Below are 775 nucleotides of genomic sequence, written 5' to 3'. Positions count from 1 at the left end.
TCAGCTGGGAGAGCATCTGCCTTACAAGCAGAGGGTCAGCGGTTCGATCCCGTTAACTCCCATAGGTCCCGTAGTGTAGCGGTTATCACGTCGCCCTGTCACGGCGAAGATCGCGGGTTCGATTCCCGTCGGGACCGTTTAAGATAACGTAAGTTATTTTAGACTCGTTAGCTCAGTTGGTAGAGCAATTGACTTTTAATCAATGGGTCACTGGTTCGAGCCCAGTACGGGTCATCACTGCGGGTTTGGCGGAATTGGCAGACGCACCAGATTTAGGATCTGGCGCTTAACGGCGTGGGGGTTCAAGTCCCTTAACCCGCATAATAGAAATAAGCCGGCTTAGCTCAGTTGGTAGAGCATCTGATTTGTAATCAGAGGGTCGCGTGTTCAAGTCATGTAGCCGGCATTTTTTTAATATAACCAAGAGGTCGATGCGAACGTAGTTCAGTGGTAGAACACCACCTTGCCAAGGTGGGGGTCGCGGGTTCGAATCCCGTCGTTCGCTTAGAGAGGCCGGGGTGGCGGAACTGGCAGACGCACAGGACTTAAAATCCTGCGATTGGTAACGATCGTACCGGTTCGATCCCGGTCCTCGGCATAAAATGAGCACCCTTAGCTCAACTGGATAGAGTACCTGACTACGAATCAGGCGGTTAGAGGTTCGACTCCTCTAGGGTGCATTTTTTCTATTTAACTCGGGAAGTAGCTCAGCTTGGTAGAGTACTTGGTTTGGGACCAAGGTGTCGCAGGTTCGAATCCTGTCTTCCCGATTGAT

The 775-nt window shown here is 51.4% G+C and carries 8 tRNA genes; all 8 read left to right on the top strand.

Annotation, left to right across the window (positions count from 1 at the left end):
- Positions 1-64 precede the first annotated feature (64 nt).
- The 8 genes from ADH81_RS00140 to ADH81_RS00105 all read left to right on the top strand — a co-directional run bounded on the left by ADH81_RS00140 (position 65) and on the right by ADH81_RS00105 (position 770).
- Positions 65-137: transfer RNA gene (locus ADH81_RS00140), tRNA-Asp, on the top strand.
- A 24-nt stretch (positions 138-161) separates the two neighbouring features.
- Positions 162-234, top strand: a tRNA-Lys gene (locus ADH81_RS00135).
- 5 nt (positions 235-239) lie between these two features.
- Positions 240-321 (top strand) — tRNA-Leu (locus tag ADH81_RS00130).
- A gap of 12 nt (positions 322-333) precedes the next feature.
- Positions 334-406: transfer RNA gene (locus tag ADH81_RS00125), tRNA-Thr, on the top strand.
- A gap of 27 nt (positions 407-433) precedes the next feature.
- A tRNA-Gly gene (locus ADH81_RS00120) sits at positions 434-505 on the top strand.
- 7 nt (positions 506-512) lie between these two features.
- Positions 513-598 (top strand) — tRNA-Leu (locus tag ADH81_RS00115).
- A gap of 8 nt (positions 599-606) precedes the next feature.
- A tRNA-Arg gene (locus ADH81_RS00110) sits at positions 607-680 on the top strand.
- 16 nt (positions 681-696) lie between these two features.
- Positions 697-770: transfer RNA gene (locus ADH81_RS00105), tRNA-Pro, on the top strand.
- The last annotated feature ends 5 nt before the right edge of the window (positions 771-775 follow it).

Origin of the sequence: Streptococcus pseudopneumoniae, assembly GCF_001072925.1 — a bacterium.
Lineage (GTDB): Bacteria > Bacillota > Bacilli > Lactobacillales > Streptococcaceae > Streptococcus > Streptococcus pseudopneumoniae_Q.
This window is presented reverse-complemented; position numbering and strand designations above follow the sequence as displayed.